The organism is Citromicrobium bathyomarinum, assembly GCF_038594605.1.
In the GTDB taxonomy this organism is placed as follows: domain Bacteria; phylum Pseudomonadota; class Alphaproteobacteria; order Sphingomonadales; family Sphingomonadaceae; genus Alteriqipengyuania; species Alteriqipengyuania bathyomarina_B.
In genome coordinates this window covers 530,241-550,949 of the sequence record NZ_JBCFZM010000002.1, presented here as the reverse complement: position 1 = coordinate 550,949, position 20,709 = coordinate 530,241, and the positions used below count along the sequence as shown (strand labels likewise).

Sequence of the window (20,709 nt, the reverse complement as noted above, 5' to 3'; positions counted from 1 at the left end):
CGCCGCGATATGCCTGCTTCCGTGGCTTTTGAAACGCGCATTTCGGACGGTATCCTGCGGGTTTTCGGCGCCGTTGGGGCTGGCACGCTTTTTCGCCCTAAGACACTGTGTCAGGTGTGTCAGGGCCGGTTCTCAATCCGCCGTCTTCGATCTTTCACGATCACGAGCTAGGCGGTGCCCATGGCTCATCTTCTCGCACCCCCGCCCGCCGCTGCCCGCAGCTCCCGTTCCACGCTTTCGCTCGACCGCCGCACTTTGCTGGCGGGTGGCGCGCTGGGTGCGGGGCTCGCGGCGATGCCGCTGTCGGCGCAAGCGGGCGCGAAGGGTTTTACCCACGGCATCGCCAGCGGCGAACCGCATGCCAGCGGCGTGTTGCTGTGGACCCGCTTCGTCGGATCGAACGAGGCAAAGCTTGCCTGGCAGGTGAGCGACAGTTCCGCATTCACGCGCGTCGTCGCCGAGGGTGAAACGCTGGCCGCGCCGGGCAAGGACTGGTGCGCCAAGGCCGAGGTTGCCGGGCTCGAGCCCGATACATGGTACTACTACCGCTTCGTCGGCCCCGATGGATCGCGCTCTGCCGTGGGGCGCACGCGCACCCTGCCGGTCGGCCCCACCAGCCGCTACCGGCTGGGCGTGTTCTCCTGCTCCAACATGGGGTTCGGCTATTTCAACGCCTATGCCCACGCGGCCGAGGCGAACGCGTTCGACCTGCTGCTGCATCTGGGCGACTATTATTACGAATACGGGCCCGACAAGTACCCCACTCCCGAACAGACGCTGGCCGGTCGTGAGATCGCGCCGCGCAGCGAGATCGTGCACCTGGCCGACTATCGCCTGCGCCACGCGAGCTACCGCGCCGATCCCGATCTGCAGCGGCTGACGCAGCTCTACCCGATGATCCTCGTCCCCGACGATCATGAGACCGCGAACGATTCGTGGGCCGGCGGCGCGGAGAATCACCAGCCTGACAGCGAGGGATCGTGGGATGCGCGCAAGGCGGCGTCGCTGCGTGCCTATCGCGAATGGCTGCCGGTCTCCGACGAGCCGTGGAAATCGTACGACATCGGCGATCTGGCCACGCTCTTCCGGCTGGAAACGCGGCTGACCGCGCGCTCGCAGCAGCTCAATGTGGCGGACGTGCTGGCGGGCAAGTCGACGCCCGACCAGATGATGGCCGCGCTAACCGCCTTCCGCGATGGCGCCTGGGCAGACCCGGCCCGGCAGATGCTGGGCGCGGCGCAGGAGGCATGGCTGGCGAACGGCCTGCGCGCCTCGACGCGGGGCGGGACCCGCTGGCAGGTGCTGGTCCAGCAGGTGCTGATGGGCAATCTCAGCACGCCGACCGCGCTGGCCGACGCGCTGCCCGCGAATACGCCCGAAGGGCTGCGGCAACGCCTGATGGCGGGCGCAATGGCGAGCCGGGTCGGCCTCCCGCTCAACATGGATGCATGGGACGGCTATCCGGCGGCCCGCGCACGCGTGTTCGATGCCGCGCTTGCTGCAGATGCCAACCTCGTCGTGCTGGCGGGCGACACGCATAATGCATGGGCCTTCGACCTCGCGCAGGATCGCAATGCGGTGGGGGTCGAGTTCGGCGTCTGCTCGGTCACTTCCCCGGGCTTCGAGGGGTATCTGCCGCAGGTGCCGACTTCGATGCTGCAGCAGGCCGTGGTTGGCGCCAATCCGCAGCTGCAATGGGCGGATACCTCGCAACGCGGCTATATGGCGGTGGACCTGACGCCCGAGGCTGCAACCTGCGAGTGGCGGTTCGTCTCGGGCATCCGCCAGCGCGGCACACAGCTGGCGGGAACGCATCGGATGGCGAGCGCGCTCGGATCGAACACGCTCGCCATGGGGTAGGGCCGGTCAGTCGGCGATAAAGTCCGCCAGCGCGGCGTTCATCGCATCGGGCTGGTCGAGCATGATGAAGTGAAGCGAGCCTTGGATGGGCACGAAGGTGATATCGGGCGTACCGGCGTATTGCACCGGGTAGATGCTCTCGGCCATCTCTGCGGAGAGGGTGGGCGGATCGACCGGGTAGAGCATGGTGACCGGCACTGTGAGTTCGCCGAGACGCGGGCGAAGATCGGTGGTCATGATCTCGTACATCAGCTGACCGCCAACCCTAAGGTCAGCCTGCGCGGAGTACTGATCGACCTTGCACTGCCCTGCGGGGCTCTTGGCCATGCCCTGCGCCTGCATCGACGGCTGGTCGCAATCGGGAGCGGGCAGGTCCATCGCCGCCTGCGCCACCATCACAGAGCGCATCTGCGCGGCCTGCGACTTGGCGGCGTCCGCGCTGCTTCGCCCCATCAGGATCGAGAAGAAAGGCAGCGAATCGACGATCATGATCTCATCGACCAGATCGGGATGGTCGAGCGCGAGGGTGAGCGCGGTGAACCCGCCCATCGAATGGCCGACGACATGGACATCGGCGAGGGCGTTGTCGTCGATATAGCTGGCAAGTCCCTCGACCAGCAGGGGCAGCACCGGGCCTTGCGCATTGGCGCCAGCAGCGGTCCCTCCGAAGCCGTTCACCTGTACCAAGTGCACCCGGTACCCCGCCTTGGTCAGTGTCTCGATCTGTCCGTCCCACACGCTGCGCGGCGAAAGCAGGCCGGGGATCAGGATCGCATCGCGACCTCCTTCGCCGACGACTTCGACGCTGAAGCGCTGCTGGGTTGCGACATCGGTGGGGCTGGCTGGCTCGGCCGGACCGGCGGCAGCCAGCGGAGTGGCGAAGGCAGCGAGAGCCGCGGCGGCGAATAGGGCAGGTTTCATAGCATCAGTCTTTCTCACGAATGAAAATCTCTTCGATGGCGAGGCCGAAGACCTCGGCAATCTGGAAGGCGAGGGGGAGCGAGGGGTCGTAGCGGCCGGTCTCGATCGCGTTGACGCTCTGGCGGCTTACGCCGAGCTCTTCGGCCAGCGCCTGCTGGCTCCAGTTGCGCTCGGCGCGCAGGACCTTGAGCCTATTCTTCATCGACCGGACCCGCCTTGTGGCGCATGCTTTGCCACGCCTGGCCCAGCCCCATGCCCATCGCCCAGATCGGCACCGCCCACCAGCCGGGCACGTGCGGCACCAGCTCGAAGGTTTCTAGGAAGCCCCAGAAGCTGCCGATGGCGAGCACGAAGCCGAGCCCGATCAGCGAAGCCATGATCGCGCGATGGCGCAGGTACTCGTCCTGCTCTTCCACGATGTACCGGCCCATGACGAAGATCATGGCAAGGATCGGTGCGATCGGCAGCATCGCGAGCAGCCAGGTAAGCTCGACCGAAGGAGCGAGGTTACGAAACACCCACATCGCCACCCCCAGGCCGAGTACGTAGGCGATCGAGGTTGCCATGATTCCGAAGACGTATCGCTTCGCCGCCTGGCTCGTACTCCCGCATCGGTTCTCGCGCTGGTTGGCCAGCGAGCGGAACAGGGCGAAGATGAGCGCTGTCGGGACTATGGCGAGGAGCATCGTGGTCGTATCGTTGATCGCGCCAGACGCCTTCAAGCCGAAGATCAGGCCGCAGGTTACGAGAATCAGCCCGACCCACAAGCCGGGGCGGGCGCCCAAACCTGTTGTCGTCGTGCTCATGCCCGGCCCCCGCAGCGCGAGCGGACCGCGACCGCGCCGATGGTGGCGACGGCCAGGGCGGGCATCACGACCAGCAGTTTCTGGGCATTGTCCCCCGGGATCAGATCGGTGCGGCCCGCTGCGGCGATGCCGATCATTGCGACGGCCCAGACGATGGCGATGAGGAGAGAGCGTTTCATGGTTGGTTTCCTTTCTATGTCGTTGTCGGCGAGGCTTTGGCCTCAGGAGCGAACCCGCGGCACGTCGGCACGGCGGGTCAGGCACCCGCTCGCGGTCATCAGCGGGAGGGAGAGCACCGCGGCGAAGGTCGCCCAGTCGGGCAGCACGTCGACGATGTTGAGCAGGGCGACGACGAGGATGAGGGCGCCCCAGAGAAGTTGGATATTGCGGGTCATGGTCAAGCTTCCTTTCTGCTATGGAAAGGGTGCTTGTCATACCCGACGGGGCCTGTCAAGCGACCTTGCCATAAAAGAAAGCGTACTTGGCACCACCATTTCTGGACCTCGCGTGAAAACGCGCTATATCGATCCGCATGGCTCAGAAGATCGCCACGACTACGACCACTACGACCTCGGGGTACCGGGGGCGGATGGTCGTGGCCTGACACGCGATCGCCGCCGCCCGGGTTCGGGTGGCGATGCGTCGGCTTCCCCGGACCTGCACCAGCTTGGCGGCGCAACGGGAAAGCGAACATGCGATATTACATCGACACCGAATTCAACGGCACCGGCGGCCAGCTGCTCAGCATTGCGCTGGTTCGGCAGGACGGTGCCCATTTCTACGAAGTGCTCCACGCGCACGAACTGATCGTGCCGTGGGTCCAGGCGCATGTCGTGCCCCATTACGGGCAGGAGCCGGTGGAGCGCCTGCAGGCGGTCAAGAAGATGCAGAAATTCCTCAGGAAAGATGAAGGCCCGCATGTCTTCATCGCCGACTGGCCGGAAGACCTCGTGCATTTCAACACCATGCTGTTGCGCGGCCACGGCAAGCGCAACGATCCGTTTCAGTTCGCCTGCCTGCTGCTGAACCTCCCCGGTTTCAGCACTGCAAGCGCCAGCGCGGTGCCGCACAATGCGCTGGCCGATGCGAGGGCACTGGCCGATCATGTCGAGCGCAACCTTTCCGGCGAGCTTGCGACGATGGGCCCGGCGGACCTTTCACTGGTGCAAAAGGCTTGCGCCGACAGCGATCTTGCCTAGGCCACGCGGCGCGAGGCATAGCCCTTACCCAAGACTTCCCGATGGATTGAACCGATGACCGAACTGCTCAAGATCAGCCTGCCCGACGGATCGGTGCGCGAAATGGAACCGGGCAGCAGCCCGGCGGACGTCGCCGCCGCGATCGGCCCCGGCCTTGCCAAGGCGGCGCTGGCGGCGCGCGTGAATGGCGAGCTGCGCGATATTGGCCGCCCCTTCGACTGCGACAGCGAACTCGCGCTGGTGACGAGCCGCGACGAGGAAGACGCGCTCGAACTCGCGCGCCACGACTATGCCCATGTGCTGGCAGAGGCCGTGCAGTCGCTGTGGCCGGGCACGCAGATCACCTTCGGCCCCGCAACCGACGATGGCTTTTACTATGACGTCAAGGCCCCCGAGAGCCGCGACCCGTTCAGCATGGACGATCTCCCCGCGATCGAAGAGGAGATGCGCCGGATCATCAAGGCTGACAAGCCGCTCAGGCGCGAAGTCTGGAGCCGCGAGCAGCTGATCGAGAAGTGGACCGCCGACGGCGAGACGTTCAAGGCCGAATGGGCCAGGGAACTGCCCGAGGACGAGGAACTGACGGTTTACTGGAGCGGGGACGATTGGCTCGACATGTGCCGCGGCCCGCACCTCGCCAGCACCGGCAAGCTCGATCCGCAGGCGTTCAAGCTGATGCGCGTGGCGGGTGCCTACTGGCGCGGCGACCAGAAGAATGCGCAGCTGACGCGCATCTACGGCACCGGCTGGCTCAACAAGAAGCAGCTCAACGCCCACCTGACGCGGCTGGAAGAGGCCGCCAAGCGCGACCACCGCAAGCTCGGCCGCGAGATGGATCTGTTCCATCTGCAGGAAGAGGCGCATGGCAGCGTCTTCTGGCATCCGCAGGGCTATCGGATCTGGCGCCAGCTGGAAGCCTACATGCGCCGCAAGATGGACGGTGCGGGTTACCGCGAGATCAAGACCCCGCAGGTGATGGACGCACGCCAGTGGGAGCAGTCCGGACACTGGGGCAAGTATCGCGAAAACATGTTCGTCATCCCCGACGAGGTGCCGAACACGGAGGATGAGGGCGATCTCGTCTCCAAGGACGCCGACTGGATGGCGCTGAAGCCGATGAACTGCCCCGCGCACGTGCTCGTCTTCAAGCAGGGCATCACGTCTTATCGCGACCTGCCGATCCGGCTGGGCGAGATGGGCTGCTGCCACCGCAACGAACCGCATGGTGCGCTCCACGGCCTCATGCGCGTGCGCCAGTTTACGCAGGACGACGCGCATATCTTCTGCACCGAGAATCAGGTGGTCGAGGAAGTGCGCGCCTTCTGCAAGCTGGCGGATAGCGTCTACCGCGACTTCGGCTTCAAATACGCGATCAAGCTCGCGCTGCGGCCCGAAAAGCGGCTGGGGTCGGACGCCGACTGGGACAAGGCCGAACAGGAACTGCGCGATGCCGTGCGCGATGCGGGCATGATGAACGACGCGTACGGCTGGGAAGAACTGCCTGGCGAAGGCGCGTTCTATGCGCCCAAGCTCGAATGGCACCTGACCGACGCGATCGGCCGGACCTGGCAGGTCGGCACGATTCAGGGCGACCGCGTGCTGCCCGACCGGCTCGACGCGAGCTACATCGGCGAGGATGGCGAGAAGCACCGTCCGGTGATGCTCCACCGCGCGATCTTCGGATCGTACGAGCGCTTCATTGGCATCCTGATCGAGCATTTCGCCGGCAAGCTGCCGGTGTGGCTCGCCCCGACGCAGGCGGTGGTCGCGACCATCGTTTCGGATGCGGACGACTATGCCAACGAGGCGCTGGCCAAGCTGCGCGCGGCGGGCATCCGCACCGAGGCGGACGTGCGCAACGAGAAGATCAACTACAAGGTGCGCGAGCATTCACTGGCGAAGGTCCCGCACCTGCTGGTCATCGGCAAGCGCGAGGCCGAGGAAGGGACCGTCGCGGTCCGCACGCTGGGCGAGAAGGAGCAGCGGGTGATGTCGCTCGACGAGGCGATCGCCATGCTGCGCACCGAGGCGACCCCGCCCGATCTGCGCGACAACTAAGGCTTGGAACTCCTCGCAGGATTCACCTGGCCGCAACTCGCGGTCGCGCTTGCCATCGGATTGATCGCGGCATTCATTCGCGGGCTTGCAGGTTTTGGCCTGGCGATCCTGCTGGTGCCTGTCCTCGCGCTCGCGCTGACGCCGGTCGAGGCGGTGCTGACCACCAATGTGGTCGCCATGCTGATCGGCGGAATCGAGCTGCCGCGCCTGCTGCGAGAGGCCGAGCGCAGCGTATGGATCATCATCGGACTCGTATTGCTGACGACCCTGCCGGGCCTCGCGCTGCTGGCGGCGACGCCGCCGAACATTGCCCGCCTGCTGATCGCGCTGGTCGCTCTATCGGCCTTTGCGGCAATCCTGTTTCCCGTGCGCGAGCCGGAGCGGCCCGGGCTCGTGACCACCGGGCTGACGGGCGTGGCGACCGGCATTCTCACAGGCTTCGCCGGAATGCCCGGCCCGCCCGTGGTGCCCTATTATGTTGGGCGCGCCATTCCGCGGCAGATGGCCAAAAGTTCGATGATCCTCATCTTCACTTTTGCAGCGATGATCGGGATCGGGTCGGGCGTTGCGCTTGGCCGGATGGAATGGCGGCTGGCGCTGCTCGGCGCCCTGCTGCTGCCGGTGGTGCTGCTGGGGACGTGGCTGGGGCGCAAGGCCGATGGCCGCGTATCCGACCGGACATGGCGCATATTCGTGGGCGTAGTGCTTGCTGCGGCGGCAATGGCCGCGCTGGCCAAGCTGGTGGTCTAGGCGGCCTCAGCCGAAGGGAACGAAGCGTTCCGCAGCGATAAGCGCGATCGCGCAGGCCGATACGATGATCGCACGGGCGGCTGAAAGCGTCTCGAAGCGGCGGGCATTGGCGATGGTGCGGGTCATGGGTGCCAGCCTGGCCCGGGCGGGTTAAGAAACTCCTACCGCAGCGCGCGAGCCGGCATCTGCATGCTGGCGCAATGGAACCCGCCACCGCCTGCCAGCACCGCGCCCATCGGCAGGCCGACGGCAGTGCGATCCGGGAACAGCGCGTCGATTGCCGCAACCGCGTCTTCGTCCTGCGGCAGGCCGAAGGTCGGTACGGCGACGATGGAATTGGCAATCAGGAAGTTGGCGTAGCTCGCCGGTTCCACTCTGCCATCACGCGTTATAAGGCCGGGCGAGGGGATCGGCGCGACGCTCAGCCCGGCCGCCTCCAGCCGCGCCCTCGCATCGGCATAGACTCCGGTATTGGGATCGTCGTCGCCGAAAGGTTCGGCCAGCGCGACCGTGCCTGGCGCCACGAACCGCGCGAGATTGTCGACATGGCCATCTGTGTGATCGTTGAGCAGCCCGTCACCGAGCCACACCACGCGGGAAAGGCCGAGATCCCGTGCGAGCCGCGCTTCGACATCGGCGCGCGAGAGATCGGGATTGCGATTGGGATTGAGCAGGCACTGCTCGGTGGTCAGCACAAGGCCCGCACCATTGGTGTCGATCGCCCCGCCCTCGAGCACCCAGTCGGGCCGGTCCAGCGACAGACCCGCGTCGCGTGCCAGCTCGCTGCCGATGGTTTCGTCGCCGGCCATCACGTATTTCCCGCCCCAGCCGTTGAAGCGCGGGCGGACGGCCAAATACCCGCCGTTTCGCCCGACCGTCAGCGGTCCGGTGTCGCGCAGCCAGACGTCGCCATAGGTCCGCCGCTCGAGCGTGACGGCATCCGAGATCAGCGCCTTGGCGCGCGCTTCGTTCGCCGCATCCCGAACGAGCAGGCGAACCTCCTGCCCGCTCTCGGCGACAGCATTGGCAAAGGCGGCGATTTCTTCCTGCGCAAGCGCGACGGCATCGCCCCACTCAGCGGGGTCGTGCGGGAAGCCGATCCACAGCCAGTCCTGCGGCTCCCACTCTGCGGGGAGCCGCATGGTATCGATGCTCATGACGTGTCCGCCGGGTTAGCGATCAGCAGCCTGCATTGGTGGCCGCGCAGCTTTCGTCGCGGATCGAGCGGAACTCGTCGCCCTCGACCCAGTTGGGCCAGCTGTCGCTCATCGCCAACATCCGCCCGAGGCGGTAGTAAAGCTGGAGGTCGGCCATCACGCCCGACCAGTCCCATTCCTCGTCGAATTCGTCCTTGGGTCCGTGATAGCGGTTGTCGCGATAGTCTTTGGCGAGCGCTGCGCCCGCTTCGCTGCCGCCTTCGACCAGATCCTCGCCGCCGTCGATATAGAGCATCGGCACGCCCTGCTTGGCGAAGGGGAAGTGGTCGGAGCGGTAATAGTAGCCTGCTTCCGGATTGGGATTGTCGGTCGATACGCGTCCATCGGCCTCCAGCGCGGCTTCGAGGAACTGGTCGAGCTGCGACTTGCCCGGACCCACGACGGTCACGTCGCGTGCCGGCCCGGCGATCAGGAAGGCGTCCATGTTCACCCCCCCGACCGTCTGGTCGAGCGGGAAAACCGGGTTCTGCGCATAATAGGTCGAGCCGAGCAGGCCCTGCTCCTCTGCGGTGACCGCGAGGAACACGAGGCTGCGATCCGCCGCGCCCGCTTTGACCTGGGCTTCGGCCAGCGCGACCAGCGCTGCCGTGCCGGTGGCATTGTCGACCGCGCCGTTGCAGATGTCGTCGCCATCATCGGCGGGCGTGCAGCGGCCGAGATGGTCCCAGTGGGCGGTGTACAGCACGTATTCCTCGGGCCGCTTGGAACCCGGCAGGACGCCGATGACGTTCTGCGACATATATTCGCGGCTCTCGTTGTCGAAGCTGGTCGAGGCCTTGAGGCCAAGCCGGACGCCGGTGAAGTCTTCTTCGCGCGCAGCCTCCTTCAGCTCATCGAGATCCTGTCCGGCGGCATCGAAGATCTTTTCCGCGACCGAATTCTGAATCCAGCCGTTCATCTGCGTTGTCGGCGGTGCGTTCTCGCCGCGCTGCGGGTAGCCCTGCGGGCCCGACCAGCTGCTCTCGACGACGTTCCAGCCATAGGACGCAGGCTCGGTCTCGTGGATGATCAGGGCACCTGCGGCGCCCTGCCGCGCAGCCTCTTCGTACTTGTAGGTCCAGCGCCCGTAATAAGTCATCGCCTTGCCATCGAACGGGCCTTCGAGGGTTTCTGCCCCGAAGTCGGGATCGTTGACGAGGATGACCGCGATCTTGCCTTCCATGTCGAGGCCTTCGTAGTCGTTCCAGCCCTTTTCCGGCGCGTTGATGCCGTAGCCCACGAACACCAGCTCGGCGTTGTTGATCCGCGTGCGCGGCGTTTCGCGGTAGCTCACGCCGACCCAGTCGTCGCCATATTCGAACGCCATGCCGTCGCCGTCGCCCCCGTTGATGGTGAGCGGGGCGAAATCGCTGCCGGTGATCTCGACCAGCGGGACGTCCTGCGTCCATGATCCGTTATTGCCGGGTTCCAGCCCTGCCGCCTTGAACCGCTCGGTCAGCAGTTCGACGGTCATCTGCCCGCCCTCGGTTCCGGGCATCCGGCCTTCGAACTCGTCGCTGGACAATTCGCGGGTCAGATCGACCATCGTCTTTTCCGAAATGTCGCCATCGGCAACCTCGGGGATGTCGAGGGTCGCGTCGTCGTTTCCGCCCGACAGGACGGCGGCATCGCAACCGGCCAGCGAGAGGGCGATGGCCGCCACGGCGAGAATGCGTTTCATGACTTGGAATTTCTCCAGAAAATCTTGGCTTCGCGCGGGGTTGTTGCAAAAGCGCGGCGCGAGGGCAAGTGAACGGGTGCGCTCGCGCAACGATGGCCCACCTTCTTGCCAGCGCCGCATGGGGCGGGCAGGGCGGCTCCATGGCAAGCGAATGGACAGATGCAATCGCACGCGCGCGGGAGAACGCGCCTTTTCTCGCCCGCAGTCTCGACCGCCTGCCCGACCTTGCCGACCTGCTGGCGCAAGGCGATCTCGATGCCGCATTCGAATATGCGGCGAAGGCGGGCGAGGGTGCCGAGACCGGTGTCGCCTTGCGGCGCGAGCGGCTGGCACTCGCCCTGACGCTGGCGATCGGCGATCTCTGCGGTGTCCTCACGCTTGACGATGTGATGCGGCGCCTGTCGTCCTTCGCGGACATTGCACTCGATCGGGCTATCGCCGAAGCCGCGCGCAGCCGCACCACGCTCGAAAGTGTCGACGGGTTTTTCGCTGTGGCGCTGGGCAAGCATGGCGCAAGCGAGCTCAACTACAGCTCGGACATAGACCCGATCTTACTGTTCGATCCCGATGTGCTGGCGAGCGGTCCGCGCTCCGGCCCCGCAGAAACCGCACAACGCATGGCGCGCGATATCGTCCGCCTGCTCGCCGACCATACCGAGGAAGGCTACGTCTTCCGGGTCGACCTGCGGCTGCGCCCGGCGGCGGAGATCACGCCGCTGGCGGTCTCGGTCAACGCGGCGGCCACGCATTATGAAAGCGCGGCGCTTGCATGGGAGCGCGCGGCCTTCATCCGCGCCCGCTCGGCTGCGGGGGACGTGGTGCGCGGCGAGAATTTTCTCGCGAGCATCCGCCCCTTCGTGTGGCGCCGCAGCGTCGATTTCGGCGCGATCGACGACATTGCGCAACTGCGCCTGCGCATCCGCGAGGCCTATGGCGGCGAACCCGTGCTCGGCCCGGGTTTCGATCTCAAACGCGGGCGCGGCGGCATTCGCGAGATCGAATTCTTCGCCCAGACCCACCAGCTGATCCATGGCGGGCGCGATCCGCGGCTGCGTAGCAGCGACACGCGCGCGGCGCTGCTCGCGCTGGCCCGGGCGGGGATCGTGGAGGAACAGACCGCGCGTGCGCTGGCCACCGCCTATGCCCGCCTGCGGGTGGCCGAGCACCGAATCCAGATGCTGGAGGATCGCCAGACGCATATGGTGCCCGAAGGCGAGGCGCTGGAGCGGCTGGCGCATCTCGACGGGTTCGCCGACGGGGCGGCGCTGCTGGCGGATCTCGACCCGCACCTGACGGTCACCGCGCAGGCGTTCGACACGCTGCTCGAAACCAGCGAGACCGGCACGGCGAACGATCGCCCTGCCCGTGAACTTGTCGCCGCGAGCCCGCTCGCCGGGCAAGCCGACATGGGCGAGCGGGTCGCCGGCTGGCTGGATGGCCGCTATCGCGCACTGCGTGGCACGGACGCACAAAACGCTTTCCGCCGTCTGCTCCCTGCGCTGCTCGAAGCGCTTGCCCAATCGCCTGAGCCCGATCGCGCGGTGGTTCGCCTTGAGCGGTTGCTGGAGGCGCTGCCGAGCGGGATCAACCTGTTTCGGCTGCTGGAGGCGCGGCCCGCGCTGCTCGACCAGTTCCTCTCGATCATCACGCTCGCCCCGCCGCTCGCAAATGATCTCGCGCTGCGGCCCGCATTGTTCGACGCGCTGATTGACCGCTCGGCGCTCGACCTGCCCGAAAGCGTGCCTGCGCTGGTGCGCTCGATGATGCGGGCCGAACCGCAGGGGAATTACGAGGCGCTGCTCGATCGGATCAGGGTTGTGACCGGGGAGCAGCGCTTTGCCCTGGGGGTGCAGTTGATCGGCGGGGTGCACGACCCGCTCGATATCGCGCGGGGCTTTTCGACCGTCGCGGAGGCGGCGTTGCAGGCCGCGCTCGCGGGGACGCTCGCCGAATTCGAGAAGGCGCATGGGCGGATCGAGGGTAGCGAGATGATGATCCTCGGGCTGGGACGGCTCGGCGGCGAGGCGCTGACGCATGCCTCCGATCTCGACATCGTCTACCTCTTCACCGGGAACCACGCGGCGGAAAGCGACGGAGAGCGCCCGATCAGTGCCACACGCTATTACAACCGCCTGGCCCAGCGGGTCAGCGCGGCGGTCAGCGTGCCGACCGCCGAGGGGCCCCTGTACGAGGTCGATACGCGATTGCGCCCGCAAGGCGCGCAGGGCCCTCTTGCCGTCAGCGTGGAAAGCTTCGCGCGCTACCAGAACGAATCGGCGTGGACGTGGGAGCATATGGCGCTGGCGCGCGCACGCGTCGTCGCGGGCTCTTTTGCCGCGCGCGGCACTGTCGAGGATATTATCCGCGGGGTCCTGTGCGCCCCGCGCGATCCCGCCACCCTGCGCGCGGACGTGTTGAAAATGCGCGCCGAGATGGCGAGCCACAAACCCGCCAAGGGTCCGCTCGATGTGAAGCTGCTACGCGGCGGGCTGGTCGACATCGAGTTCATCCTTCACTTCCTGCAGCTGCGCGACAAGGTCGCGCTCGATCCGCGGCTGTCGAAAGTGTGCGAGACGCTGGTCCACACGGGCGCGCTGCCCGAGGCGTTTGCGCAGGCGCACGACTTTCTCACCCGGCTGATCGTGGCCGCGCGGCTGCTCGCGCCCGATCTTGCGGTACCGCCCGGGGCCGCCGGGCAGACGCTGGCCAAGGCCTGCGGGTGCGACGACGCCGACGCGCTCTTGCGCCATGTCGCGAAGGCGCGGCAGGAGGTCGCCCGGGTCTGGCAGCAGACATTCGAAGAGCAACTGGAGATCGACTGATGACAATTGGCGAAGGGCCACAAGAAGGGGGCGCGATGCCTGATATCGCGATGGTGCGGCACGATGGCGCAGAGGTGAAGGTGTCCGACTATCGCGGGCGCAAGCTGGCGCTGTTCTTCTACCCCAAGGACAACACCCCCGGCTGCACGACCGAGGCGAAGGACTTCTCCGCCCTGAAGGACGAATTCGAGAAGGCTGGCTGCGCGCTGCTGGGAGTGAGCAAGGATTCGAGCAAGAAGCACCAGAACTTCATCGCCAAGCACGATCTCACCGTCGACCTTGCGACCGATGCCGAGGAAGGCGGCCTGTCCGACGAACTGGGCGTGTGGGCCGAGAAGAAGATGTACGGCAAGACCTTCATGGGCATGATCCGCAGCACCTACCTGGTCGATACGCACGGCAAGGTCGCGCGCATCTGGCCCAAGGTAAAGGTGGCGGGCCACGCCGAGGAAGTGCTGGCGGCCGCACAGGCGCTGTGAGCGCGCCGCAGAGCGAATCGCTCGCCCAAGCAATCCGGGCTGCCCTGCTGACCGGGCCCGCGCGCGCCAAGGTTTTCGCGGCGCGGCAGGTTGCGCGCGACTGGCGGCTGGGGCGGCTGGCGGCAGTGTATGATGTCGCAATGCCCGATCGGCCCGCGCGCCCGGCCCGGCCCGAACTGCTGCCGCCGGGCAAGATGCCTAAGCGCGGCAAGGGTGGGTCGCTGCGCGGGCGGATCGCGCTGTGGCACTCGCTCGCGCATATCGAATTCGTCGCGATCAACCTCGCGCTAGATATGGTGGGGCGGTTCGGCGCTGAAATGCCGCGCGCGTTTGCCGACGATTTCCTGTCTGTCGCCGCCGACGAGGCGATGCATTTCGCGCTGCTGGAGCGCAAGCTGGCGTCGATGGGCGCGTTCTATGGAGCGCTGCCCGCACATGCGGGGCTGTGGGAATCGGCGCATGCGACGCGGCACGATGTCGCCGCGCGGCTCGCCGTGGTGCCGATGGTGCTGGAGGCGCGGGGGCTCGACGTGACGCCCGCGATGCTCGACCGGGTGCGCGCGCAGGGCGATGCGAGCGGTGCGAAGATCCTCCAGCGGATCCTTGACGACGAAATCCGGCATGTGGGAATCGGCACCAGGCACTTCGTCGCACAGGCGACGCGGGACGGATTCGACCCGCCGAAACGCTGGCAAAAGCTTGTTAACCATCATTTTAGAGGAGCGATTAAGCCGCCGTTCAACGACTCAGCGCGTTCGGCAGCCGGTTTGTCGCGCGACTTCTACGGTGCCCTTGCCGTCTTAACCTGAGCCCGCATAATCCCTCAACACAGACGGACGGGGAAGGTTCCCGTCATCATTCAGGGGGTCTCGGCGCGTTTCAGGATCGAAAATGCGCCAGGGCTCGGAACGGGCGGAGGGACCTCCGCCACCGACAGAGGACGGATATCTTGCGGACCACTGATCGACTTTTCAGCCGTGCGGGCATTCTTTTTGCCGCGGCTTTTGCGACTTTCGCCATGCCTGCCCAGGCCAACACCAGCGCCGCAGCTGCGGTCGACGTGTCGGACGCGGTCGAAGAAGCGCACAGCCCGCTCGGCAATGGCGATGCGCAGTTCCGCCAGCTCTTCGCCAGCTGGCAGACGCTCGACATCGAACGCAGCGAGCCGACGGTGGCACTGCCGACCGTCTCGGTGCCCTCGCGGATGCCGCTGGAGCAAGCCCGAGTTTCGAGCAGCTATGGCATGCGGGACCACCCGGTGCTGCGCAAGCGTGCGCGCCACAACGGGATCGACCTCGCCGCGCCGAGCGGGACCCCGATCTACGCGACCGCCGATGGCATCGTCGAGCGTGCGAACTATTTCGGCAGCTACGGCAACTACATTCAGATCGGCCACGGCAACGCGATCGAGACGCGCTTCGCGCATCTCTCGCGGATCGTCGTCAAGGACGGCGCGCAGGTTCGCAAGGGCGATCTGATCGGCTTCGTCGGCTCGACCGGCCGCTCGACCGGCCCGCACCTGCATTACGAAGTGCGCATCGACGGCAACCCTGTCGATCCGCGTCCCTTTATGGTCGAAACCGAAGCGCAGGAAGCCTTCCGCCTCGCGATGGGCCCGGGCGGCATGGGTGGCGGCGAAGAATAGGCCCGCGCTTCCAAGCCAATCCGAATTCGAAAAGGCGGTGCTGCGGCGCCGCCTTTTTTCTTGCGTGGCCCTCGGTCATGCGTGAGGTTGGGTGCAGGAGAGAGATATGCACCCCATTACCCATGCAGCCGCGCGGCCCGACCATGCGGCAATCATCAACGCGACCACCGGCGATACGGTCACCTATGGCGAACTGGATGCGTTCGCCAACCGCATGGCGCGGTGGTTGCGCGCGAAGGGCGCCAGCCGCGGCACGAGCGTCGGCCTGCTGCTCGAGAACCGTCCGCTCTATCTCGAGCTTGTCTGGTCGGCCCAGCGGATGGGCGCAATGCTGGTGCCGATCGCAACCCGGCTGACCGCGCCCGAGATCGCCTATATCCTTAAAGATGCCGAATGTTCGCTGCTGCTGACCTCGGCCGCCTTCGCCGACGTGACCGATGAGCTGGCGCAGATCATGCCGCAGCTCGAAATCGTCGATGTCGACAGCGATGCGTTCACGCAAGGCGTGGCCGCCAACTCGCCCGAGATGATCGACGACCCTGTGCCGGGGCAATACATGCTCTATTCCTCGGGCACGACCGGGCAGCCCAAGGGCATCATGCCGCCGCCGCCGCCAAGCGAGGATATCACCGCGCCCAATGCGCTGGTCGGGCTGGCGACGATGGGCGTCGGCATGCCTAGCGATGGCAGCATGGTCTACCTCTCGCCCGCGCCGCTCTATCACGCCGCGCCGCTCGGCTGGTGCAGCACGGCCCATCGGCTGGGCGGCACCGTAGTCATCATGGAGAAGTTCACCCCCGAAGGCGCGCTCGATGCGATCGAGCGCTATGGCGTGACCGATAGCCAATGGGTGCCGACCCATTTCGTACGCATGCTCAAGCTGCCCGAGGAAGAGAGGGCACGTCACGACCTATCCAGCCACCAGCGCGCAATCCACGCCGCCGCGCCATGTCCGGTGCCGATCAAGCGGGCGATGATCGAATGGTGGGGCCCGATCATCCAGGAATATTACGCAGGCTCGGAAGGCATCGGCATGTCGCTGGTCAAGAGCGAGGACTGGCTGGCCAAGCCCGGCACCGTGGGCAAGATGATCTACGGCAAGGCGCATGTTTGTGCGCCCGATGGCAGCGAACTGCCGCCGGGCGAGACAGGGCTGCTGTTCTTCGAGAACGAAACCCTGCCGACCTATCACAAGGATCCCGGCAAGACCGCCGAGGCCATGCACCCGCAAGGGTGGATGACGCTGGGCGATATCGGGCATCTGGACGAAGACGGGTTCATCTTCCTGACCGATCGCAAGAGCCACATGATCATCTCGGGCGGGGTCAACATCTACCCGCAGGAGATCGAGAACCTGCTGGTCTCGCATCCGCAAGTGCTCGACGCGGCGGTGATCGGTGCGCCGGACGACGACCTCGGCGAGCGGGTCGTCGCGGTGGTCCAGCCGGTCGATATGGGGCAGGCGGGCGAGGCGCTGGAGCAAAGCCTGCGCGCCTATCTCGAACCGCAGCTCAGCAAGGTCAAAATGCCCAAGAGCTTCGATTTCCGTCCCGATCTGCCGCGCGAGGCGAATGGCAAATTGTACAAGCGCGAGTTGCGCGACGAATACGCCCGAAAAGCGCCCTGAATCGCCCGTGAAACGTCCGGTTTTCGTGGCCTTTTCAACCGATTCATGCTAGTGAAGGGGCATGGATAAAAACAAGAACACCGGTGGCGTCGCGGTCCTCTGCGCGGCGTTCATTGGGGGCGGCAATTCGTGATGGAATTGCTTCAGAGCCATAATATTCCGTTTCTCGCCGCACTGGTGCTGATGGTCATGCTCGCGGTCAGCCAGCTTTTCGGCCTCGGCGATGTTCTGGAAGGCGGCGATGCCGATCTGGATATCGATCTCGATGCGGATGCCGTCGCAGGCGATGCCTCGGCGGGCGAAATTGGTTTTCTCGGCGGTCTGTTGAGCCTGCTGGGGGTCGGCCGGGTGCCATTCCTCATCTGGCTGGCGCTGCTGCTGTTTGCCTTCTCCCTGATCGGCATTTCGCTCCAGGCGCTCAGCGTCGATCTGCTCGGCGATGTGCTGCACCCCGCGCTTGCCGCCGTACTCGCTGGCCTGTTCGCGCTGCCCGTGACCGGCGCGGTCAGCCGGCCGCTCGGCGCGATCCTGCCACGCGACCGCACGTCTGCGGTGCCGCTTTCTTCGCTGGTCGGCCGCATGGCGCAAATCCAGATCGGCACGGCGCGCGCCGGATCGCCCGCAAGGGCGCGGGTGCTCGATCAGTTCGGACAGGCCCATTTCGTGATGGTGGAACCGCATGATCCATCGGCCGAACTGGCGGCCGAGGAGCAGGTGCTGCTCGTACGCAAGGAGGCGAACACATTCTACGCCGAAAGGCGCCACAACCCCCTGCTGTCGCCCTAGGGCGCGGCGCGGAGATCCAACCCACACCGACACAGGAGAGACTATGCAAGATCTTTGGACCGTTCTCATCTTTGCAGGGGCCGGCTTTTTCGTCCTGCTGATCATCGGCTTGACGATCACCAGACTGTACAAGCGTGCATCGAAGGAAACCGCCTTCGTGCGCACGGGTGTGGGCGGCGAACGCGTGGTGATGAACGGGGGCGCGATGGTGCTGCCGGTGTTCCACGAGACCATGCCGGTCAACATGAACACCTTGGTGCTGAGCGTAGTCCGGCGCGACGGCGAAGCGCTGATCACGCTCGACCGTTTGCGGATCGACGTGAAGGCGGAATTCTATGTCCGCGTAAAGCCCGATGGCAATGCGATCGCGATGGCTGCGCAAACGCTCGGCCAGCGCACCATGCAGCCCGAGATGCTCAAGGATCTGGTCGAGGGCAAGTTCGTCGACGCGCTGCGCTCTGTCGCGGCAGGCATGACGATGAACGAACTGCACGAACAGCGTGCGGATTTCGTCCAGAAGGTGCAGCAGGTCTCGTCCAACGATCTCGCCATGAACGGGCTGGAGCTTGAGTCGGTCTCGCTGACCGGGCTCGACCAGACCAGTATCGAGCATTTCAACGCCAACAACGCCTTCGACGCCGAAGGCCTCACCAAGCTGACCGAGCAGATCGAGGCGCGCAAGAAACTGCGCAACGACATCGAGCAGGACACGCGCGTTCAGATGGAGACCAAGAACCTCGAAGCCGACCAGCGCAGCTTCGAGATCAGCCGCGACAACGAATATGCGCGCCTCGAGCAGGAGCGCGAGGTCGAGATGCGGCGGGCCAAGCAGATTTCCGAGATCGCCCGCGAACAGGCCGAGCGTACCCGCGAGGCCGATGCGGCGCGGATCGAGGCCAAGAAGCAGGTCGACGCCCAGCAGATCGAGGCAGACCGGCTGGTCGAGGAAGCGCGGATCGACCAGCAGCGCGCGCTCGAGATCGCCCGGCAGGAACAGCAGATCGCGGTGCAGAACAAGAGCCGCGAGGAAAGCCAGGCCAAGGCCGAAGCCGACGAGGCTCGCGCCAAGGCGGTCGCCGCGGAGGAGCAGGTTGCGACCAGTCGCGAAACCGAGATTGCCGAACGCGACAAGCGGATTGAGCTGATCGAAGCGGCCAAGCAGGCCGAGCGCGATGCGATCAAGATCCGCGTCGATGCCGAGGCGGAGAAGGACGCAGCGTCGAACCGCGCCGAAGCTGCGCGGCGCGAGGCCGAGGGCGAGGCCGAAGCCGAAAAACTGCGCGCCGAAGCCGCGCGGGTCCGCTTCGAGGTCGAGGCCGCCGGTCAGCAGGCGATCAACGAGGCGGCGAACCTGCTCTCGTCCGACCAGATCGGGCTGCAGACCAAACTCGCGCTGCTCAAGGTCCTGCCCGAAGTTATTCGCGAAAGCGCCAAGCCGATGGAGGCGATCGATTCGATCAAGATCGTGCAGGTCGATGGGCTCACCAACGGCGGGGGTTCAGGCCGTGGCGGCGGTTCGGGCGCGAATGGTGCACCGGGCGGCAGCGGGAACCTCGCGGGCGACGCGGTCAATGCCGCGCTGGCCTATCGCGCGCAGGCTCCGGTGCTCGATGGGCTGATGAAGGAGCTCGGTCTCGATGGGTCTTCGCTCGGTGCGCTGGTCGCGGGTGCGGCGGCCGACATCGAGACGCCGTCCGAACCTTTCCGGCCCAACCCGAAGGTGACGCAAGCCGATCCGGTGACGGCCAAGCCGGATGAGGCGCCCGGCCGGGACAGCCTCGAAGCGAAGCCCGCTCTGGCCACGGGCGCGACGGACAAGGGCGCCACGGACAAGGGCGACGCCGACTAGCCACGACGACAGTCGCGAAAGCAGGACCGGGCGGCGCGCGAAGCGTTCCGCCCGGTTTCTATTGGGGTATTGAGCTATCCCAGAAGGCGCCGCGCCATCGCACGCACTTCCTCGCCCATATCCTCGCGCTCCAGCGCCAGCGCCAGCGTCGCCTCGACGAAGCCCGTCTTGCTCCCGCAATCGTAACGCGCACCGTCGAAAGTGACCGCGTGGAATGCCTGGTTGCCGATCATCCGCGCCATTGCATCGGTCAGCTGGATCTCTCCACCCGCGCCCTTGCCCTGGGTTTCGAGCACCCGCATGACCTCGGGCTGCAGGATGTAACGGCCCGAAATGATCTTGTTAGACGGGGCCTCGGCCACCGGCGGCTTTTCCACCAAGCCTTTCACCTCGGTCAGGATGCCATCTTCGGCGCCCGGCTCGATCACGCCGTAGGCGGACACGCTTTCGTGTGGCACTTCGAGCACGCTAATGAGGTTGCCGCCGACCTGGTCATAGGCGTCGACCATCTGCTTCATGCAGCCGGTGCCGTCCTGCTTCCCGATCATCAGCTCGTCGGGCAGGAAGATCGCGAAGGGATCGTCGCCCACGATGGCGCGGGCGCACCAGATCGCGTGGCCCAACCCCAGCGGAACCTGCTGGCGCACGGTGATGATGTCGCCCGGCGTCGCGCGGGTGGAATCGAGGATCGAGAGATCCTTGCCACGCTCCTCCATCGTCTGTTCCAGTTCGAAAGCGACGTCGAAATGCTCGACGATCGCGGTCTTGCCGCGCCCGGTGACGAAGATCATCTGCTCGATCCCCGCCTCGCGCGCTTCGTCCACCGCGTACTGGATCAGCGGGCGATCGACGATCGCGAGCATCTCTTTGGGGATCGCCTTGGTCGCGGGGAGGAAGCGGGTGCCGAGGCCCGCAACGGGGAACACGGCCTTCTTGATCGGTTTGTGAGCCATGACGCAGTGCTATGTGCGCGCGGGATGGGGTCGTCAATGTTCGGGCCAATACGCGTGCGTGCGGCTTGTGTTGCGCC

Annotated in this window: 19 protein-coding genes; 11 read left to right on the top strand and 8 right to left on the bottom strand. The window is 66.0% G+C overall.

The features are described from left to right. The first annotated feature begins 180 nt into the window (after positions 1-180). Complete coding sequence (locus AAG612_RS09735; protein ID WP_342509692.1) at positions 181-1,860, top strand: alkaline phosphatase D family protein; 1,680 nt, start codon at positions 181-183, stop codon at positions 1,858-1,860. A gap of 6 nt (positions 1,861-1,866) precedes the next feature. On the opposite strand, the gene AAG612_RS09730 is transcribed toward AAG612_RS09735, so the two are convergent. From AAG612_RS09730 to AAG612_RS09710, 5 genes are read right to left on the bottom strand one after another with little or no spacing between them, the layout of a single operon-like run. Beyond that, positions 1,867-2,781, bottom strand: a complete 915-nt coding sequence (locus tag AAG612_RS09730; protein ID WP_342509690.1) for an alpha/beta fold hydrolase — start codon at positions 2,779-2,781, stop codon at positions 1,867-1,869. A 4-nt stretch (positions 2,782-2,785) separates the two neighbouring features. Continuing rightward, positions 2,786-2,983, bottom strand: a complete 198-nt coding sequence (locus tag AAG612_RS09725; protein WP_342509688.1) for a helix-turn-helix transcriptional regulator — start codon at positions 2,981-2,983, stop codon at positions 2,786-2,788. After that, positions 2,973-3,587 (bottom strand): hypothetical protein, encoded by a 615-nt coding sequence (locus AAG612_RS09720; RefSeq protein WP_342509686.1) that lies wholly within the window; start codon positions 3,585-3,587, stop codon positions 2,973-2,975. Before AAG612_RS09720 ends, AAG612_RS09725 begins: the two co-directional genes overlap by 11 nt. After that, on the bottom strand, positions 3,584-3,766 hold the full coding sequence (locus tag AAG612_RS09715) for a hypothetical protein (RefSeq protein WP_010408068.1): 183 nt from the start codon (positions 3,764-3,766) through the stop codon (positions 3,584-3,586). Before AAG612_RS09715 ends, AAG612_RS09720 begins: the two co-directional genes overlap by 4 nt. A 42-nt stretch (positions 3,767-3,808) precedes the next feature. Next, entirely contained in the window at positions 3,809-3,982 is a 174-nt protein-coding gene (locus AAG612_RS09710) for a hypothetical protein (protein ID WP_342509681.1), read from the bottom strand. A 297-nt stretch (positions 3,983-4,279) separates the two neighbouring features. Between AAG612_RS09710 and AAG612_RS09705 the strand changes: the two genes are divergently transcribed. From AAG612_RS09705 to AAG612_RS09695, 3 genes are read left to right on the top strand one after another with little or no spacing between them, the layout of a single operon-like run. Continuing rightward, on the top strand, positions 4,280-4,786 hold the full coding sequence (locus AAG612_RS09705; RefSeq protein ID WP_342509680.1) for a hypothetical protein: 507 nt from the start codon (positions 4,280-4,282) through the stop codon (positions 4,784-4,786). Between the two features lie 54 nt (positions 4,787-4,840). Continuing rightward, positions 4,841-6,844 carry a threonine--tRNA ligase gene (thrS, locus tag AAG612_RS09700; RefSeq protein ID WP_342509677.1) on the top strand — a complete coding sequence of 668 codons (2,004 nt, stop codon included), beginning with the start codon at positions 4,841-4,843 and terminating at the stop codon, positions 6,842-6,844. A 3-nt stretch (positions 6,845-6,847) separates the two neighbouring features. Next, positions 6,848-7,594 (top strand): TSUP family transporter, encoded by a 747-nt coding sequence (locus AAG612_RS09695; protein WP_342509675.1) that lies wholly within the window; start codon positions 6,848-6,850, stop codon positions 7,592-7,594. Between the two features lie 161 nt (positions 7,595-7,755). On the opposite strand, the gene AAG612_RS09690 is transcribed toward AAG612_RS09695, so the two are convergent. Next, positions 7,756-8,751 (bottom strand): agmatine deiminase family protein, encoded by a 996-nt coding sequence (locus tag AAG612_RS09690; RefSeq protein ID WP_342509672.1) that lies wholly within the window; start codon positions 8,749-8,751, stop codon positions 7,756-7,758. A 22-nt stretch (positions 8,752-8,773) separates the two neighbouring features. After that, positions 8,774-10,471, bottom strand: coding sequence for a M28 family metallopeptidase (locus tag AAG612_RS09685; RefSeq protein ID WP_342509671.1), 1,698 nt, complete (start codon positions 10,469-10,471; stop codon positions 8,774-8,776). Between the two features lie 140 nt (positions 10,472-10,611). On the opposite strand from AAG612_RS09685, the gene AAG612_RS09680 reads away from it, so the two are divergent. The 7 genes from AAG612_RS09680 to AAG612_RS09650 all read left to right on the top strand — a co-directional run bounded on the left by AAG612_RS09680 (position 10,612) and on the right by AAG612_RS09650 (position 19,679). Beyond that, positions 10,612-13,293, top strand: a complete 2,682-nt coding sequence (locus AAG612_RS09680; RefSeq protein WP_342509669.1) for a bifunctional [glutamine synthetase] adenylyltransferase/[glutamine synthetase]-adenylyl-L-tyrosine phosphorylase — start codon at positions 10,612-10,614, stop codon at positions 13,291-13,293. Continuing rightward, positions 13,293-13,772 carry a peroxiredoxin gene (locus AAG612_RS09675; protein ID WP_342509667.1) on the top strand — a complete coding sequence of 160 codons (480 nt, stop codon included), beginning with the start codon at positions 13,293-13,295 and terminating at the stop codon, positions 13,770-13,772. The genes AAG612_RS09680 and AAG612_RS09675 overlap by 1 nt, the downstream gene beginning before the upstream one ends. Beyond that, on the top strand, positions 13,769-14,581 hold the full coding sequence (locus AAG612_RS09670) for a ferritin-like domain-containing protein (protein ID WP_342509665.1): 813 nt from the start codon (positions 13,769-13,771) through the stop codon (positions 14,579-14,581). The genes AAG612_RS09675 and AAG612_RS09670 overlap by 4 nt, the downstream gene beginning before the upstream one ends. A 209-nt stretch (positions 14,582-14,790) precedes the next feature. Continuing rightward, entirely contained in the window at positions 14,791-15,417 is a 627-nt protein-coding gene (locus AAG612_RS09665; protein WP_342509663.1) for a M23 family metallopeptidase, read from the top strand. A 106-nt stretch (positions 15,418-15,523) separates the two neighbouring features. Further along, a complete protein-coding gene (locus tag AAG612_RS09660; RefSeq protein WP_342509661.1) occupies positions 15,524-17,044 on the top strand; it encodes an acyl-CoA synthetase in 1,521 nt (506 codons plus the stop codon). A 132-nt stretch (positions 17,045-17,176) separates the two neighbouring features. Then, positions 17,177-17,830 (top strand): OB-fold-containig protein, encoded by a 654-nt coding sequence (locus tag AAG612_RS09655; protein WP_342509659.1) that lies wholly within the window; start codon positions 17,177-17,179, stop codon positions 17,828-17,830. Positions 17,831-17,873: 43 nt separating this feature from the next. Continuing rightward, a complete protein-coding gene (locus AAG612_RS09650; protein WP_342509657.1) occupies positions 17,874-19,679 on the top strand; it encodes a flotillin family protein in 1,806 nt (601 codons plus the stop codon). A gap of 74 nt (positions 19,680-19,753) precedes the next feature. Here AAG612_RS09650 and AAG612_RS09645 read toward each other — a convergent pair whose 3' ends face one another. Beyond that, the gene (locus AAG612_RS09645) at positions 19,754-20,632 is read right to left on the bottom strand and encodes a UTP--glucose-1-phosphate uridylyltransferase (RefSeq protein ID WP_342509655.1); all 879 of its coding nucleotides are present in this window, start codon (positions 20,630-20,632) and stop codon (positions 19,754-19,756) included. Positions 20,633-20,709: the final 77 nt, after the last annotated feature.

Bases quoted from the DNA above. Each gene is read 5' to 3' on its own strand.
- AAG612_RS09735 (WP_342509692.1), top strand. From the start codon at position 181: ATGGCTCATCTTCTCGCACCCCCGCCCGCCGCTGCCCGCAGCTCCCGT.
- AAG612_RS09730 (WP_342509690.1), bottom strand. From the start codon at position 2,781: ATGAAACCTGCCCTATTCGCCGCCGCGGCTCTCGCTGCCTTCGCCACT.
- AAG612_RS09725 (WP_342509688.1), bottom strand. From the start codon at position 2,983: ATGAAGAATAGGCTCAAGGTCCTGCGCGCCGAGCGCAACTGGAGCCAG.
- AAG612_RS09720 (WP_342509686.1), bottom strand. From the start codon at position 3,587: ATGAGCACGACGACAACAGGTTTGGGCGCCCGCCCCGGCTTGTGGGTC.
- AAG612_RS09715 (WP_010408068.1), bottom strand. From the start codon at position 3,766: ATGAAACGCTCTCTCCTCATCGCCATCGTCTGGGCCGTCGCAATGATC.
- AAG612_RS09710 (WP_342509681.1), bottom strand. From the start codon at position 3,982: ATGACCCGCAATATCCAACTTCTCTGGGGCGCCCTCATCCTCGTCGTC.
- AAG612_RS09705 (WP_342509680.1), top strand. From the start codon at position 4,280: ATGCGATATTACATCGACACCGAATTCAACGGCACCGGCGGCCAGCTG.
- thrS (WP_342509677.1), top strand. From the start codon at position 4,841: ATGACCGAACTGCTCAAGATCAGCCTGCCCGACGGATCGGTGCGCGAA.
- AAG612_RS09690 (WP_342509672.1), bottom strand. From the start codon at position 8,751: ATGAGCATCGATACCATGCGGCTCCCCGCAGAGTGGGAGCCGCAGGAC.
- AAG612_RS09685 (WP_342509671.1), bottom strand. From the start codon at position 10,471: ATGAAACGCATTCTCGCCGTGGCGGCCATCGCCCTCTCGCTGGCCGGT.
- AAG612_RS09680 (WP_342509669.1), top strand. From the start codon at position 10,612: ATGGCAAGCGAATGGACAGATGCAATCGCACGCGCGCGGGAGAACGCG.
- AAG612_RS09675 (WP_342509667.1), top strand. From the start codon at position 13,293: ATGACAATTGGCGAAGGGCCACAAGAAGGGGGCGCGATGCCTGATATC.
- AAG612_RS09665 (WP_342509663.1), top strand. From the start codon at position 14,791: ATGCCTGCCCAGGCCAACACCAGCGCCGCAGCTGCGGTCGACGTGTCG.
- AAG612_RS09660 (WP_342509661.1), top strand. From the start codon at position 15,524: ATGCACCCCATTACCCATGCAGCCGCGCGGCCCGACCATGCGGCAATC.
- AAG612_RS09655 (WP_342509659.1), top strand. From the start codon at position 17,177: ATGGAATTGCTTCAGAGCCATAATATTCCGTTTCTCGCCGCACTGGTG.
- AAG612_RS09650 (WP_342509657.1), top strand. From the start codon at position 17,874: ATGCAAGATCTTTGGACCGTTCTCATCTTTGCAGGGGCCGGCTTTTTC.
- AAG612_RS09645 (WP_342509655.1), bottom strand. From the start codon at position 20,632: ATGGCTCACAAACCGATCAAGAAGGCCGTGTTCCCCGTTGCGGGCCTC.